18 protein-coding genes are annotated in these 15,494 nt (G+C 41.2%); 1 reads left to right on the forward strand and 17 read right to left on the reverse strand.

The genetic code is table 11. The features are described from left to right. Positions 1–99 precede the first annotated feature (99 nt). Complete coding sequence (gene clpP / locus MKX82_RS16715) at positions 100–705, forward strand: ATP-dependent Clp endopeptidase proteolytic subunit ClpP (protein ID WP_233316608.1); 606 nt, start codon at positions 100–102, stop codon at positions 703–705. Between the two features lie 39 nt (positions 706–744). Here clpP and MKX82_RS16720 read toward each other — a convergent pair whose 3' ends face one another. The 17 genes from MKX82_RS16720 to ppaX form a co-directional block, all read right to left on the reverse strand. After that, positions 745–990, reverse strand: a complete 246-nt coding sequence (locus tag MKX82_RS16720) for an HPr family phosphocarrier protein (RefSeq protein WP_233316609.1) — start codon at positions 988–990, stop codon at positions 745–747. A gap of 90 nt (positions 991–1,080) precedes the next feature. After that, a complete protein-coding gene (whiA, locus tag MKX82_RS16725; RefSeq protein ID WP_341078585.1) occupies positions 1,081–2,022 on the reverse strand; it encodes a DNA-binding protein WhiA in 942 nt (313 codons plus the stop codon). Positions 2,023–2,061: 39 nt separating this feature from the next. Next, the gene (locus MKX82_RS16730) at positions 2,062–3,039 is read right to left on the reverse strand and encodes a gluconeogenesis factor YvcK family protein (protein ID WP_233316611.1); all 978 of its coding nucleotides are present in this window, start codon (positions 3,037–3,039) and stop codon (positions 2,062–2,064) included. Then, positions 3,036–3,932, reverse strand: coding sequence for an RNase adapter RapZ (gene rapZ, locus MKX82_RS16735; RefSeq protein WP_233316612.1), 897 nt, complete (start codon positions 3,930–3,932; stop codon positions 3,036–3,038). The genes MKX82_RS16730 and rapZ overlap by 4 nt, the downstream gene beginning before the upstream one ends. Before the next feature lie 15 nt (positions 3,933–3,947). Further along, on the reverse strand, positions 3,948–4,406 hold the full coding sequence (locus MKX82_RS16740) for an NUDIX hydrolase (RefSeq protein ID WP_192486584.1): 459 nt from the start codon (positions 4,404–4,406) through the stop codon (positions 3,948–3,950). Between the two features lie 283 nt (positions 4,407–4,689). Next, on the reverse strand, positions 4,690–5,640 hold the full coding sequence (gene trxB, locus MKX82_RS16745; RefSeq protein WP_192486583.1) for a thioredoxin-disulfide reductase: 951 nt from the start codon (positions 5,638–5,640) through the stop codon (positions 4,690–4,692). A gap of 195 nt (positions 5,641–5,835) precedes the next feature. Next, on the reverse strand, positions 5,836–7,338 hold the full coding sequence (locus MKX82_RS16750; protein ID WP_341078593.1) for a tetratricopeptide repeat protein: 1,503 nt from the start codon (positions 7,336–7,338) through the stop codon (positions 5,836–5,838). 239 nt (positions 7,339–7,577) lie between these two features. After that, positions 7,578–8,213 carry a bifunctional phosphoribosyl-AMP cyclohydrolase/phosphoribosyl-ATP diphosphatase HisIE gene (gene hisIE, locus MKX82_RS16755; RefSeq protein ID WP_192486581.1) on the reverse strand — a complete coding sequence of 212 codons (636 nt, stop codon included), beginning with the start codon at positions 8,211–8,213 and terminating at the stop codon, positions 7,578–7,580. Then, the gene (hisF, locus tag MKX82_RS16760) at positions 8,210–8,968 is read right to left on the reverse strand and encodes an imidazole glycerol phosphate synthase subunit HisF (protein WP_251644738.1); all 759 of its coding nucleotides are present in this window, start codon (positions 8,966–8,968) and stop codon (positions 8,210–8,212) included. The genes hisIE and hisF overlap by 4 nt, the downstream gene beginning before the upstream one ends. After that, on the reverse strand, positions 8,968–9,699 hold the full coding sequence (hisA, locus tag MKX82_RS16765; RefSeq protein ID WP_341078599.1) for a 1-(5-phosphoribosyl)-5-[(5-phosphoribosylamino)methylideneamino]imidazole-4-carboxamide isomerase: 732 nt from the start codon (positions 9,697–9,699) through the stop codon (positions 8,968–8,970). The genes hisF and hisA overlap by 1 nt, the downstream gene beginning before the upstream one ends. Before the next feature lie 5 nt (positions 9,700–9,704). After that, entirely contained in the window at positions 9,705–10,328 is a 624-nt protein-coding gene (gene hisH, locus MKX82_RS16770; RefSeq protein WP_192486578.1) for an imidazole glycerol phosphate synthase subunit HisH, read from the reverse strand. Next, positions 10,329–10,916, reverse strand: a complete 588-nt coding sequence (gene hisB, locus MKX82_RS16775) for an imidazoleglycerol-phosphate dehydratase HisB (RefSeq protein WP_237941894.1) — start codon at positions 10,914–10,916, stop codon at positions 10,329–10,331. A 23-nt stretch (positions 10,917–10,939) separates the two neighbouring features. Beyond that, positions 10,940–12,211, reverse strand: coding sequence for a histidinol dehydrogenase (hisD, locus tag MKX82_RS16780; protein WP_341078602.1), 1,272 nt, complete (start codon positions 12,209–12,211; stop codon positions 10,940–10,942). 24 nt (positions 12,212–12,235) lie between these two features. Beyond that, positions 12,236–12,877 carry an ATP phosphoribosyltransferase gene (gene hisG, locus MKX82_RS16785; protein ID WP_192486575.1) on the reverse strand — a complete coding sequence of 214 codons (642 nt, stop codon included), beginning with the start codon at positions 12,875–12,877 and terminating at the stop codon, positions 12,236–12,238. Beyond that, the gene (locus tag MKX82_RS16790; protein ID WP_341078606.1) at positions 12,874–14,058 is read right to left on the reverse strand and encodes an ATP phosphoribosyltransferase regulatory subunit; all 1,185 of its coding nucleotides are present in this window, start codon (positions 14,056–14,058) and stop codon (positions 12,874–12,876) included. Before MKX82_RS16790 ends, hisG begins: the two co-directional genes overlap by 4 nt. A gap of 234 nt (positions 14,059–14,292) precedes the next feature. Next, positions 14,293–14,826, reverse strand: coding sequence for an acyltransferase (locus MKX82_RS16795; protein WP_233316618.1), 534 nt, complete (start codon positions 14,824–14,826; stop codon positions 14,293–14,295). After that, complete coding sequence (gene ppaX / locus MKX82_RS16800) at positions 14,823–15,476, reverse strand: pyrophosphatase PpaX (protein WP_341078608.1); 654 nt, start codon at positions 15,474–15,476, stop codon at positions 14,823–14,825. The genes MKX82_RS16795 and ppaX overlap by 4 nt, the downstream gene beginning before the upstream one ends. Positions 15,477–15,494 lie beyond the last annotated feature (18 nt).

Genomic DNA, 15,494 nt, shown 5'->3' on the forward strand with positions numbered 1-15,494 from the left:
CCGTGTATCATTAGGATTACATACAGTAATGAATTTATTTCACTACTGAAGAAACACATACTTATAAAGCAAAATTTATTTTTAAAGGAGGATTTTTTTATGAACTTAATCCCTACAGTTATCGAACAAACGAATAGAGGGGAACGCGCTTATGATATTTATTCCCGTCTGTTAAAAGACCGCATCATCATGCTTGGAAGTGCGATTGACGATAATGTTGCTAACTCTATCGTTTCACAGCTCTTGTTCCTAGATGCTGAAAATCCTGAAAAGGACGTTTCCCTATACATTAACAGCCCTGGCGGTAGCATTACTGCCGGGATGGCTATTTATGACACAATGCAGTTCATCAAGCCGAATGTACAAACAATCTGCATCGGTATGGCTGCTTCTATGGGTGCTTTCTTGCTTGCAGCTGGTGAAAAAGGCAAACGTTATGCCCTTCCAAACGCTGAAGTTATGATTCATCAGCCACTTGGCGGAGCACAAGGTCAAGCTACAGAAATCGAAATTGCTGCAAAACGCATCCTGTTCTTGCGTGACAAGCTGAATGGTATCCTTGCAGAGCGTACTGGCCAGCCAATCGATATTATCGCAAAAGACACAGAGCGTGATAATTTCATGACAGCAGAAAGAGCGAAAGAGTATGGTTTAATTGACAATATTATCACTCGCAATGAACTGTCAGACAAAAAAGATAAATAATAAAAAAAGGAACACCTCGCAATAAAGCGCGAGGTGTTTTTATAATAATTTTTCTAATGTTTTAAGCGCTTCCAATTCATCGCTGCCATCAATAATAAGTTTAATGTCCGCACCTGAGTGTATCGCCAGGCCCATAATTCCCATGATACTCTTCGCGTTTACTCTTCTTCCTTCTTTCTCAATATAAACTTCAGAAACATAGTTTGTCGCTTCTTGAACAAATATCGCTGCAGGTCTTGCTTGTAAGCCTGATTTCAATGTTACTTTAATATCTCTTTCTACCACCTGAAATCTCCTCCCCGATTTAAAATATACAAGGAGGATAATATACCCTTACAACTTAAAGTTTTAAGATATATTATCCCTCTATACTTATTATACTTGTTCTCCTCTGCGTAGCGCATCAGCAATTTCATCTATTTTTCTCAGCCTGTGGTTAATACCGGATTTACTGATATTCCCGGAGGAAACCATTTCGCCAAGCTCCTTTAAAGTCACATCCTGATAAGCTACTCTCAGCTCGGCAATTTCACGCAGCCTGTCTGGGAGCACTTGAAGTCCAACCGTCCGTTCAATAAAGCGGATATTTTCCACCTGTCTCAATGCGGCGCCAATTGTTTTGTTCAGGTTGGCAGTCTCACAGTTAACAAGCCTGTTAACAGAATTTCTCATATCCCTGACAATCCGGATATCCTCAAAGCGAAGCAAAGCTCCGTGAGCACCGATGATATTTAGGAATTCTGTAATTTTTTCCGCTTCTTTCAAATATGTGATGAAGCCTTTCTTTCTCTCCAGCACTTTGCTGTTTAAATCGAAAGTATTCATCAGATTGCTCAATGCAACAATATGCTCTTTGTAAAGTGATGTTATTTCCAAATGATAGGAGGATGTTTCCGGGTTATTGACAGAGCCTCCCGCAAGAAAGGCCCCTCTCAAATAGGAGCGTTTGCAGCATTTTTTCTTAACAAGGTCTTCTGCAATTTCATGTGTAAACATAAAGCCCTCTGTTAAAATGCTCAAGCTTTCCAAAATTTCCTTCGCTTTCGTGGAAAGTCTTACAATATACACATTGTTTTTTTTGAGTCGCATCTTCTTTCTCACCAACAGCTCGACAGGTATGTCGAAATACTTTTTGATGAGTGTATATATTCTTCTTGCAATCGCGGCATTTTCTGTCTGAATGTCCACCACCAGCTTTTGGTTGGAAAAGGATAAAGTGCCATTCATCTGGATCAGGGCAGACAGCTCTGCCCTGCCGCAGCAATCTTTAACTTCAATAGTCGTTAATTCTTTTTTCGTCTCTGAAGCGAAAGACATACCTTCACCCCCATTTTAAAACGCAAACCCTATTCCCTGTTATTGATCGGCTTTCAGTTCTGGATCAAGCATAGAATAGAGGATTTTCGCCACTTCCAACGTGTTATGGCGGATGACCTTTTCCTCCAGGCTGATAATTTCTCCAAGAATGACTTCTAGTCCAAGCTTCTCTAATTTCTCTGTATCAAAAAAGACAGGTTTTGCTTTCTCTTCATTATACCGTTCCAGAACGTTCGCTGGGATATTTTCTTTATTTACCAATATTGTGTTTAAAAAAGGCTCTGGCATATGCTCATAAATAGCCTTAACATGATCGCTCGCTGAGTAATCAAGAGTTTCGCCGGCTTGTGTCATGATGTTGCAAATATAAACTTTCTTTGCAGCTGCTGTCATGATTTCCCTGCTTATTTCAGGCACAACAAGATTTGGAAGGATGCTCGTATAAAGACTTCCCGGTCCAATCACAATCAAGTCTGCATGACGGATTGCCTGAATTGCTTCAGGCAGCGGCGTCGCATGTTCCGGTGTTAAAAACACCTCTTTTATTTTCTTCCCGCTCTCGGGAATTCTTGACTCACCTGTAACGATTGAACCATCTTCCATTCTTGCATTTAAAACTACACTGTGGCTTGTAGCCGGCAATACTTTTCCGCGCACATTAAGCACTTTGCTCATTTCCTGAATGGCATAGGTGAAATTACCAGTAATCGATGTCATCGCTGCAATAATCAAGTTGCCTAAAGAGTGTCCATTTAAATCCTTGCTGTTCGAAAACCGGTGCTGAAACATTTCCTCCACCAACGGTTCGACATCGGATAATGCAGCCAGTACATTTCTAATATCACCTGGTGCAGGAATGTCCAAATCATCACGCAGCCGGCCCGAACTTCCTCCATCATCTGCAACAGTGACAATAGCTGTAATGTCCAAAGGATACTTCTTTAATCCTCTCACAAGGACAGACAAGCCGGTGCCGCCACCGATAATTACAATTCTCGGATGCTCCACTTCATTCATGCTTTTTGGTCCTTTCTCCTCTCCATGTCACGATGAGTTATTTCGACATGATAATCACCTTCGAAATGTTTGCCAATATACTCCGATAAGGCAACAGAACGATGCTGGCCGCCAGTGCAGCCAATTGCTACAACGAGTTGGGACTTCCCTTCCCTTTTATACTGCGGAAGCATAAAGGTAAGCAGATCAATGACTTTTTCAAGAAATTGGCCTGTTTCTGTCCATTTCAATACATAGCTGGACACATCAGCATCTAATCCTGTTTTTGGTCTCATATGCTCAACGTAATGAGGGTTTGGTAAGAAACGAACATCAAATACTAAATCAGCATCAATCGGGATGCCATGCTTAAAGCCGAAGCTCATGACATTCACCGTAAAAATCGTATCTTTATTCGCTGAAAACTCCATTAATATTTTTTCTCGCAATTCTCTTGGAGAGCTTTTCGATGTATTGTAAATGATTTGTGCTCTGCCTTTTAGCTCCTCAAGCAATTCTCGCTCCATTTCAATTCCTTCAAGGGGAAGGCCTGAGGGTGCAAGAGGATGCGATCTTCTTGTTTCCTTATATCTTCTGACTAAAGTGCTGTCATCTGCATCCAGAAAGAGCACTTTCGGCACTACCCAGGATTTTGCCAAATCATCCAATGCACTGAATAAATTGTCAAAAAACTCTCTGCCCCGCAAATCCATCACAAGGGCAACCTTATTCATCTTATTCTCTGATTCCTTCATAAGTTCAAGAAACTTTGGCAAAAGAGTAGGCGGCAAGTTGTCTACACAGAAAAACCCTAAGTCCTCAAAGCTTTGTATGGCCACTGTTTTACCAGCCCCAGACATACCTGTAATAATAACAACTTGCGGCTCGTTCACCACACTCGCACCCATGCTCATTCCCCCTTTAATGTTTTAGCTTGGATCCAACCGGTAGCTAATCAGTTCAAAATCAGGCGTATATGTGAATGTTCCATATATAATTCCATTGCCGTGAATCATATAATCCAAGATGTGATAGTCTCCTTCTGCCATCGGCAGATTTTTGATATTTTCAATATCATGCCAAACTATTTTTCCTTCTTCAGACTCATCCACATGAACTCCGTCAGCGTTTGTGGAGAAGAAGGTGAACATCATCCATTCAGAAGTTATTTTGTCGCCATCCTTGATAATGAACGTGAATATTCCTTTAATATTGGGATTTCTTAAGTATATACCTGTTTCTTCTCGGAATTCTCTGATGCATGAGTCTCTTACAGACTCCCCTGGCTCCATCTTACCGCCTGGAGCAACCCACCAGCCTCTTCTTGGCTTTTGCAAAAGGAGCACCTTATTATCCTTCAGTAACAGGCAGTTCGTCACACGCTGCACTATTATCACCTCAAACATTCTGTAATCTCTATGTAGCATGAAACTACTGCTTAGTTCTTATATTATACTATTATTGTGAAACACCCACAATAAAATGCCTTCTTCAAATAAGTTCTGCTATTTCTCTTTAAATAAAGCGCAAAAAAAAAGCATAGGCGTTATGCCTATGCACCAAAATATATATCTTAAAAGGGGGTCAATTTCTATTATTATGTTACCCGAATTATATTTCACTACTGTTACAGTACAATTAAAAGAGAGTAACACTTTGAAAGCTTTTTCATTACGCCTTTTGTTGTAATGATTCAGCAAGCTCTTCCACATAATGCTGTGCAGCTTGAGCAGCGATACTGCCGTCTCCCGTAGCTGTAACGATTTGACGAAGTGTTTTTTCACGAATGTCTCCTGCCGCGAAAATACCTGGTACTTTCGTTTCCATACGGTCATTTGTTTCGATATAACCATTTTCGTTCGTAATGCCTAAGTTCTCAAACGGTTTAGACAGAGGCACCATTCCGATATAGATGAACACACCGTCAGCAGCAAGTTCCTGCTCTGTGCCGTCCGTTGTAGAAACAAGTGTTACACTGCCGACTTTTCCGTCTTTTTCATTAATTGCTTTAATTGTGTGATTCCAGATGAAATCAACTTTATCGTTAGCAAACGCTCTGTCTTGCAGAATTTTTTGTGCTCTTAATTCATCGCGGCGATGAACAATTGTTACTTGTGAAGCAAAACGTGTTAAATAAACGCCCTCTTCTACAGCTGAATCTCCTCCGCCGATGACGAACAGCCTTTTTTCTTTAAAGAATGCACCGTCACAAACTGCACAATAGGAAACTCCGCGGCCGCCCAATTCTTTTTCGCCAGGAACACCGACTTTTTTGTATTCAGCACCAGTCGAAATGATAATGGATCTTGCTTTATATTCCTTTGAACCTGCTTTGACTGTTTTATATTCTTTCCCGTCAATAATTTCCTTAATATCGCCATATGCATATTCTGCACCGAATTTTTTTGCATGGTTGAACATTTTATTAGAAAGGTCCGGGCCAAGAATGCTTTCAAATCCAGGGAAGTTTTCTACTTCTTCTGTATTTGCCATTTGTCCGCCTGGAATACCTCTTTCAATCATCAATGTGGAAAGGTTGGCACGGGAAGTATAAACAGCTGCTGTCATACCAGCTGGACCGGCACCAATAATAATTACGTCATAAATTTTTTCTTCCGCCACTTTTAAACACTCCTTTATCTAAACACTCTATATTCATTAACGCACGCGTCAGGACCGCACGCTTTAAATACTAGCTCACTCTTTGTAGTATTACCATCTAATACTATCCTATTAGACACAGTCTCTTTAGTCCAAATATTTGCTCACAAAAGAAAAACTTCCACCATTGTCTCTCCAATGGCGGAATTCTCTTTATCAATCATTATATTTTTTAATGATTTTAATATATTTTTGCAACGTTGCTGTAGACAGACCGTAAAGGCTTGCCATTTCTTTTTGGGAAGTCTTTTCATTTCTGTACTTGCTCCAAATATAATCCATTGCCGCTGCCAAAGCACTGCTGTTATCCATTTTCTCACCTGCTTGAAAGATTTGAATGAAAACAGAAAACCACATTAAATAAAGGCCAGCCTCAATCGTTCCAATCGGGCGGTGCTTGCTGTAAATAATCTCAGCAATATTGTGTGCATTCAGCAGGATAGTATTAGTGCTTGCACCTGTCTTTACAAATGAAAGATACTCGTTCTCTAATGAAGTGAACGTACTGTTGTCTTTCATTTGTTCCGAAGAAAGGATTGCATCCTTATTTTTCGAAATGGAAGTAAGGAACACAGCAAACAGTCTTTCCTCTTGGTGTATGCTGGAATATCTCTTTAAAATGGAAGGCATATGATCTTCGAAGCCGTTAACTCTGTCTTCTTTTTCTTTCCAAGGTTCATGTCCCGCTTTTTCCGGATTCAGCTCAAGGACTTTTGCCCACACCGTTTGTGCAAATTTCGTCCTGCCGACAAAGTAAGCGGAGGCAGACAGCCAATAATAAAAAGTAGCATCTTCTGTATAACCTTGTTTTTGCAGCTTTCTCAGTAGGAAATAAGCTGCTTCATATTCCCCTACAAGAGCAAAAGTCGTGCCAAGCTTAAATTGATGGTCGACAGAAATCGGTTTGATTTTCTTCAAAATCTCCGTAAGCTGACTGATATTCTCACTATTGCCTTCATAATAAGCAAATACTAGCTTATTGCATAAGGCGTGCAGATTTCCAGCATTCTTTTCGAGCACATCCTCTAAAATGCCATTCGCCTTTTTTACTTCACCTAGATAAAAGTAAGCCAGTGCCAGGTTATTATAAGCAGACCAGTATTCGGGGTAATCAGAAATCACTTTATTCAGCATTTCAACAGCTCTGTTGAAATTGCCTGATTCCAGAAGTTCTCTTGCCTGTTCCTGCCTGGTGATTAGGTCTTCCTCTTCATAAGGCTCCTCTTCTTCCAGATCATCAGACTCTAATGTTAGCACCTCAAGCAAATCCTCTGTATCTTCCCGGAACTCTCCGTCCGGTTCCAGCTTTAAATATAATTTCGCGTGATAATAAGCATCTTTGAAAAATCCTAAATGCGCATAATTATTTGCAAGGAAATAATAACATTCCACCATTTCTTCATCCAGTTCTTCAATAATCAGATGAAGCAGTTCATTGGATTTTTGATATTCTCCAATATCTGCATAAACAATCGCAAGCTGACAAAGAATTGTCGGTTCTCCTGGGTCAAGCTGCATCGCTCTTTGCAAATATTTCAATGATTTATTATAATCTCTTTGATGATATGCTTTAATGCCTTTGGAAAAATAATATTCGCCTGTAGGATTAAATGTAATAAGTTTACCCATTGGTTGTAAAGTATTTGAGTCTTTATTCATATAATCCTCCACAATCTATTTAAACTCACGTAGAGCAATTCTTTTGCTTCAACTTATGTAGTATACCATACTTCAAAGGATGCGGAGAAGGCTGTTTCTAGAAAATACATATACATAACTGGAAATATGACACTTCTATGTTTCTTTCCATGATACCGAAGCAATTATTATTCTAACATACAAAAAACTGCCCTCAGGAATAAAGCTGAGTGCTCAAAATCCATCAGACAGTTGTATGATTATTTCTCTTGATGACGATTTTCCAAAACCTTCAGTATTTCGGCAAAAGGAAGATTTTGTTCCCTCAGCAATACAAACAGATGGTAGAGAAGATCAGACGCTTCCCATTTGAGTTCCTCTGTATCACGGTTTTTGGCTGCAATGATAACCTCAGCTGCCTCTTCACCGACTTTCTTCAGGATCTTGTCGACCCCTTTTTCAAACAGGTAAGTCGTGTATGCTCCTTCAGGACGATTTAATTCTCTTTCTTGAATAACAGCTTCCAAGTCTTTCAAAATTTGATAGTTTGCCAATTCCTCAATCGCGGCTTCCTTATTTTGATATAAACTTTCAGCAAAGCAGCTAACCGTTCCATTATGGCAAGCAGGCCCATTTGGTTTAACTAGCACTACAAGGGCATCTTTGTCACAGTCAAATTTAATTTCGGCAATTTGCTGTGTGTTTCCGCTTGTTGCTCCTTTATGCCAAAGCTCATTCCTTGATCTGCTGTAAAACCATGTTTCTCCTGTTGCTAATGATTTTTCCAAAGATTCTTTATTCATGTATGCCAAAGTTAACACTTCTTTTGTTGCGGCATCTTGAACAATTGCTGGTATTAGTCCTTTTTCATCAAACTTCAGCTCGTCTACTGTCATCTCACAAGCACTCCTCTTTCATGTAAATATCCTTTGACTTCATGCACGGAGGTTTCTTTATAATGGAAAATACTAGCAGCAAGTGCTGCATCTGCATTTGCTTCTTGGAACACATCAAGAAAATCCTCTGCATCACCGGCACCGCCAGAAGCAATAACAGGAACAGAAACCGCATCACTTACGGCTTTCGTTAAGGCTAAGTCGAATCCCTTTTTCTCTCCATCTGAATCCATGCTCGTCAGCAATATCTCGCCTGCTCCAAGCTCTACCGCTTCTTTCGCCCATGAAATAACATCTTTATCAACAGGGGTGCGTCCGCCATGTGTGTATACTCTCCATGTTCCCAATTCTTGATCATATTTTGCATCGATGGCAACAACGATGCATTGAGAACCGAAAAAGTTTGCTCCTTCTTTGATAAGGCTGGGATTTGTAACAGCTGCTGTGTTCAGTGAAACCTTATCAGCTCCTGCACGCAAAGTCCTTTTCATATCATCAAGAGAGTTAATTCCTCCGCCGACAGTGAAGGGAATTGCAAGCTCAGAAGCAACTTCCTTAACCACCTCAACCATCGTCTTGCGGCCTTCATGTGATGCTGAAATGTCGAGAAATACCAGCTCGTCTGCTCCCTGTTCATCATAAAACCGAGCAAGCTCAACAGGATCGCCAGCATCTCGCAATTGCACGAATTGCACACCCTTTACGACACGCCCGTCCTTAACATCCAGGCATGGAATGATTCTTTTCGTCAGCATTATCTTTCCACCTCATTAAGCGCATCTCGCAATGTAAAGCGCCCTTCATATAATGCTTTGCCGATAATTGCTCCAGCGACACCGTCCTTGGAATATTGCTTTAGGGCAACTAAATCCTCCAAGCTGCTGACTCCTCCAGAAGCAATAACATCCTTCTTCGTCACTGCCGCCAATTCTTTGACTGCTAGTAAATTAGGACCACTGAGCATTCCATCTGTAGCAATGTCTGTAAAAATAAAGGTTTCAGCACCTGCATCGGCAAATCTTTTCCCTAAATCAACTGTTCTTATTTCAGAGGTTTCAATCCAGCCATGTGTGGCGACAAAGCCATTTTTTGCATCAATGCCAAGGGCGATGGCACTGCCGTATTTCTTTATCATCTCTATTGCGAAATCAGGATTGGAGATAGCAATGCTGCCGATAATGACACGTGTAACCCCATTATCCAAATAATGAACAATATCCTCCTCAGTACGAATCCCTCCGCCGATTTGCACAGAAACACCAAGTTTTTTTGCTGTTTCTATTACAAAGGAATCATTCACTCTTTTGCCGTCTTTTGCTCCATCCAAATCGACCATATGTATCCATTTTGCTCCTTGGTCTGCGAAGCTTTTGGCCATATCAAAGGGAGAATCGCCGTAAACAGTTTCCTTATCGTAATCTCCTTGAAGGAGACGGACACACTTGCCGCCTCTCATATCAATGGCAGGATATAAGGTAAAGCTCATATTGTTCATCCTTTCTTTATAAGCTTCGTAAAGCCGCTCAATAATTCCATCCCAAGCTTGCTGCTTTTTTCTGGGTGGAACTGCATGCCATACACATTGCCTTTTCCGACAACTGCTGGTACTTCCTTGTCATACTCACTGCTGGCGATAATGATTTCATCATCTGTTTCTGCATAATAAGAATGAACAAAATAAACATAGTCATCTTCTAGACCTGTTGTAGCATCAGAATTCTTTTTGAAATGGAGACGATTCCAGCCCATATGAGGCACTTTATACTTCACACCTTCTGCCGATTCCCCTGGAAAACGAACGATTTTCCCTGGCAGTAAGTGCAATCCTTCTGCATGGCCATGCTCCTCACTTTCTTCAAAAAGCAGCTGCATGCCAAGGCATATGCCGAGCAGCGGTTTATCACTTTTCGCATATTCACGGATCATGTCAGACAGGCCAGTTTCGTTCAGCTTCACCATCGCATCCTTAAACGCCCCTACACCAGGAAGAATTAAAGCATCTGCTTCCATCAGCTTTTCTTTGTCCTCAGAAATAAAGTAAGGGATGTCCAATCTTTCCAGTGCTTTGCTCACACTAAATAAGTTGCCCATGCCATAATCGATGATTCCAAGCATTTACAGCATTCCTTTCGTAGATGGAATTCCTTTTACTCTAGGATCAATGGTTGTCGCCTCATCAAGGGCTCTTGCCAACGCCTTAAAGATTGCTTCAATCATGTGATGCGTATTTTGGCCATAGTGAAGGATAACATGCAGATTGATACGTGCTTCTAATGCAAACTTCCACAGAAATTCATGGACAAGCTCTGTATCGAATGTACCTACCTTATTGCTTGGGAATTCTGCCCGAAACTCCAGATGCGGGCGATTGCTTAAATCGACAACTACTTGAGCCAATGTCTCATCCATCGGCACAAAGCTGTTACCGTAACGTTTAATGCCCTTCTTGTCGCCAAGTGCATCCTTTAGTGCCAACCCAAGGCATATGCCGATATCTTCTGTTGTGTGGTGATCATCGACCTCTATGTCTCCATTAGCCTGAACGGTCAAGTTAAATTGGCCATGCTTCGTAAAAAGATCAAGCATATGGTTCATAAAAGGTACACCTGAATCAATTTCGGAGATGCCTTCGCCATCAATATTGTAGGACAATTGGATATTTGTTTCTCCTGTTTTCCTGCTTACCGCTGCTGTTCTTCCCATTTTTAACCCTCCTGTAAAAGATGCTACCTGTTTTTATTTCTTGCTTCGATTGCTCTGGCATGCGCTTCTAAGCCTTCCAGACGGGCAAAGGCAGCTATTTTATGTCCATTTTGTTCAAATGCTTTTTCACTGTATGAAATAATGCTGGATTTCTTCTGGAAATCGTCGACATTCAACGGACTGGAGAACCTAGCCGTTCCATTTGTTGGCAACACATGGTTTGTACCGGCAAAATAATCTCCAACCGGCTCTGAACTGTAACGGCCGATAAAAATAGCGCCTGCATGCTTGATTCTGCCAAGCAATTCAAAGGCATTGTCTGTGATAATTTCTAAATGCTCTGGGGCAATAGCATTAATAGATTCAATCGCTTGATCCATTGTATCTGTTAATACAATTAAGCCATAATCATTGATTGATTTTTCAGCTATTTCCTTGCGCGGCAAGTCACTTAGCTGCTCTTCCACTTCTGCTGCTACTTGTTCAGCAAGCTTACGAGAGGTTGTCACTAACACTGCAGATGCTCTTGTATCATGCTCTGCCTGTGATAATAAGTCTGCAGCTACTTCATTTGCATTTGCTGTATCATCTGCAAGAACAGCAATCTCACTCGGTCCTGCAATCATATCGATATCAACATCGCCATATACTTCTCGTTTAGCTAATGCGACAAAAATATTGCCAGGTCCCACAATTTTATCAACACTTTTAATCGTTTCTGTACCATACGCAAGTGCAGCAACTGCTTGTGCTCCGCCTGCCTTATAAATCTCTTTCACACCGGCAATATGAGCAGCTACTAAAACTGCACTTGGCAGTTTGCCGTCTGCATTTGGAGGTGATACCATCACGATTCTGTCGACTCCGGCAACTTGGGCAGGAACAACATTCATCAGTACAGAGGATGGATATGCTGCTGTTCCGCCGGGAACGTAAACACCAACAGAATCCAAAGATGTTATTTTCTGACCGAGAATGGTGCCGTCTTCCTTTGTTATCATCCAAGATGTTTTAAGCTGGTTTTGATGATATGCACGAATATTTTCGGCGGCCTCTTGGATGATCTGGACCATGTCTTTGTCAACATCTTCATACGCAGCCTCTAATTCCTCTGTGCTGACTCGGAGGTTAGATAAATCTGCTTTATCGAATTGGAGTGTATACTCCTTTAATGCGCTATCGCCTTCGCTTTTCACTGTAGCTATTATGTCTTTTACAATCTGTCGCTGTTCCTCTGTTCCTGCGTCAACTGAGCGCTTTAAATAGGAACTGTCTACACCATTTACTATTTTCACCTTCGGGTCTCCCCTCCAAAAATACTAGTTTTGCACTGTTGCTTTCACTACCCTGCTGACACGATCAACTAACTCGCTTATTCTCTTATCCTTCATCCGGTAGCTTGCTGGATTGACAATAAGACGGGAGGTGATATCAACAATTTTCTCGTACTCGACAAGCCCATTTTCCACAAGTGTTTTGCCAGTGGATACGATATCGACGATTCGGTCTGACAAGCCAATGATTGGAGCAAGCTCAATGGAGCCATTTAGTTTAATGATTTCTACTTGTGAGCCTTGTTCCCGAAAATAGGCTGCTGCCACATTCGGATATTTCGTTGCAATTCTTGGGGCAATTTCATTTAATTCCGTATTCGGCAAGCCTGCCACTGCCAAATAACAGGCACTTATTTGCAAATCTAAAAGCTCATAAACATCTCTTTCCTCTTCGAGCATAACGTCCTTGCCCGCAATGCCCAAATCAGCTACACCATGTTCAACATATGTCGGAACATCCATTGGTTTCGACAAAATGAACCTAAAATTTTCTTCCTCCACGTCGATGATCAGCTTTCTGGAGTCGTCAAATTCCTGAGGAAGCTGGAAGCCTGCTTCCCGCAACAGCTTTGCTGCTTCTTCAAAAATTCTGCCCTTTGGCATGGCAATTGTTAAAACATCGTTCATTTGACAACCTCCATTCCTGCTTTCCCGACAAGCAAAGTAATTTCGTCATACTGCTTAGTACATGCATCCACATTGCCGACACCATTTATATCTTGGGTAATTACTTTAAGACCGTCTGCTCTTTTTTGTTTAGCTAATTCAAATGCTTCTTTTCTTCTGTCCGCACTAAACAGAATGCAGTGAATATCGCTTTTGTTAACAAGGCTGCCTAAAGCCTCGAGCAAGTGATCCATGCGGATAGCAAATCCGGTAGCACCGGTGTTTTTGCCGAACTTGGCAAGAAGTAGATCATATCTGCCTCCGCTTCCGATCGGAAACCCGACTCCTTCTGCATAAGCCTCATAAAGGATACCCGTGTAATAGCTCATATGACTGACAAGCGTCAAATCAAACTTCACTTGATTCTCCACTTCATAGTCTACAAGAATTTCCCATAGCTGCTTTAAGTCATCAATCGCTTTGCTTCCACTGCCATTTTCGATTAAATCGTATGCAAGCGGGATAATTTCCTCTCCACCCCTCAGCTTGAGAAAGTCATTCAGTCTTTGCTTATCAATGCTGGATAAGGAAAGACTTGCGACATGCTGACGATAGCCAACATAATTCTTTTCATATAAGTATTTAGTCAACGCATCGGCTCTTTCCTTCGTTCCGAGAATTTGTTCAAAGAACGCTTGAACAAAGCCAACATGGCCGACAGACAGTTGATATTTTTTCAGACCTGCCTTTTCTAATGAAGAAATCATCAGGGCAATACCTTCACCATCTGCACTTACAGTCTTGTCGCCGATATACTCAACACCAATCTGTTCAAACTCTGCCGGTCTGCCGCCCTCTCTTTGCTGTGCTCGGAAAACCGAAGCGTTATACGCAAGGCGCAACGGCAAGTCTTCATTCAGCAGCTTTGAAGCAGCCACCCTCGCAATCGGTGCTGTCATGTCCGGTCGCAGCACTAATGTATGCCCTTGCTGGTCCAACAGTTTAAAAAGCTGCTGATCTAAAATGGCTGAGGCTGCACCGACTGTTTCGTAGTATTCCAATGTTGGTGTTTCAATGAATTGATAGCCCCATTGCTTAATCTCTTTATCCATTTTTTGTTTTATCATATATTTCGTTTCATAAATTTCAGGTAAGCTGTCTCTCATGCCTAACGGCTTTTCAAACATAAATAAGCTGCTCATTATATACACCTCATAAAGAAGAATATTCCGAATGCTTTAGTTCGCTAATATGCTAACAAATTAAAGGTTATTTGTAGTTTACTCTTCCATTTCTTTTTGGTCAAGTAAAAAAGCCGTTTTTTCTGACTTTTCCGCTTATAAAAAAGGCAACTCTAGCATATGATTCTTTTTCAAAACAACATGACGGTTAGCCAATATCTTTGAAATAAGACTCATCATTAGAGTCGCCCTGCCTTATTCTTCTACTACATAGCTTGGACTATTTTGTTTCCGTTGCTCCATCTCTTCTGCTGTATAGATGATTTGCATCGGATTGCCGCCGACAAAGCTGCCGGCAGGAACATCTTTATGTACAAGTGTACCTGCTGAAACAACAGCATGAGAGCCGATCTCCACGCCGGGGAGTATCGTCGTGTTCGCACCAATCATGACTTCATCACCAATAATGACTTCGCCAAGCCGGTACTCCTCAATCAAATACTCATGTGCCAAAATCGTGGTGTTATAACCGATGACCGTATTTTTGCCCACTTTTATCTTTTCCGGGTACATGATATCCAGCATAACCATCAAGGCAAAGGAAGTTTCTTTGCCAACTGTCATTTTCAATAATTTTCGATACATCCAATTCTTCATTTTCAAAAAAGGAGTGTATCTAGCAAGCTGGATGACGATAAAGTTCTTAATTACCTTCAGAAAAGGGACTGTCTTATAGACATGCCATAAAGAGTTCGGCCCGCTCACCGGATAGCGCGTCGTTTTTCTCATTTTACTTCCACTTCAACGATAGAGAGCAAATCTCTCATATTATCCAAAAGATAATCAGGCTCCAATGATGCCAAGAACTCTCTTCCCTTTAATGTCCATGCTACCCCTGCCGTTTTTGTTCCGGCATTTTTCCCTGCCAGAATATCATGAGAATTGTCACCTACCATAATTGCTTCTTCAGGAGAAGAACCGAGCTTCTCCAAAGCCATTAAAACAGGCTCTGGGTCCGGCTTCGCTTTTGTTACATGGTCAAGTGCGACAATCACATCAAAAAACTCATCCAGCTTCGTCAATTTTAGTCCCATATCAACTACATCAGACAGCTTTGTGGTCACAATCGCAATCTTATAGCCGTTTTCCTTTAAAATCTTTATCGTGTCATAAACACCTTCAAATATTGTCACGATTCTATCATGGTTTTCTAAATTATACGCCCTGTATTTAGCTGCCATCTCTTCTGCTCTCTTGGCATCAATACTTCCGAACGTTTCCATTAACGTTGGACCCATGAAAGGAATAACATCCTCACGAATGTATTTGCCAGGATAGTAGAAATCCAATGTATGCAAAAAGGAGGATATAATTAGTTCATTTGTGTCGATAAGTGTTCCATCTAAATCAAACAACAGTGTATTAATTTTTCCGTTCATCTTATCTTCCTTTCTTCA

The sequence above is a fragment of the Niallia sp. FSL R7-0271 genome (assembly GCF_038005785.1).
Taxonomy (GTDB): domain Bacteria; phylum Bacillota; class Bacilli; order Bacillales; family Cytobacillaceae; genus Niallia.